At 60.5% G+C, this 403-nt stretch carries 1 protein-coding gene; it reads right to left on the bottom strand.

Features of this window, described 5'->3' with window-relative positions; translation table 11 throughout:
- Positions 1 to 391, bottom strand: a 391-nt coding sequence (locus tag EOB49_RS34780) for an inorganic phosphate transporter (protein WP_206526209.1), incomplete at its 3' end; no start/stop codon positions are given.
- Positions 392 to 403 lie beyond the last annotated feature (12 nt).

Raw genomic sequence — 403 nt, 5'->3', positions numbered from 1 at the left:
AGACGATGGCGCCCACGCCTGCCTTTGCCACACCGGCGCCGACCAAGCCGCCGATCAGCGCATGCGAGCTGCTCGAAGGGATGCCGGCGATCCAGGTGACGATGTTCCAGACGATGGCGCCGACGAGGGCTGCAAAGATCACTGCCGGGGTGACGATGCTGACGTCGATGATACCTTTGCCTATGGTCTCGGCAACGTGGAGGCCAAAGAACATGAAGGCGATGAAGTTGAAGAATGCCGCCCACAGCACCGCATATTGCGGCCGCAGCACCCTGGTGGAAACGATAGTGGCGATGGAATTGGCGGCATCGTGCAGGCCGTTGAGAAAGTCGAAGAACAGTGCGACGGCGACGAGGCCGACCAGCACGGGAAAGGCAATGGTGGCTTCCATCACCTAGACATT

Source organism: Mesorhizobium sp. M7A.F.Ca.MR.148.00.0.0, assembly GCF_003997735.1.
Lineage (GTDB): Bacteria > Pseudomonadota > Alphaproteobacteria > Rhizobiales > Rhizobiaceae > Mesorhizobium.
Note: the sequence above shows the minus strand (reverse complement) of the source record. Positions and strands in the feature narration are given on the sequence as shown.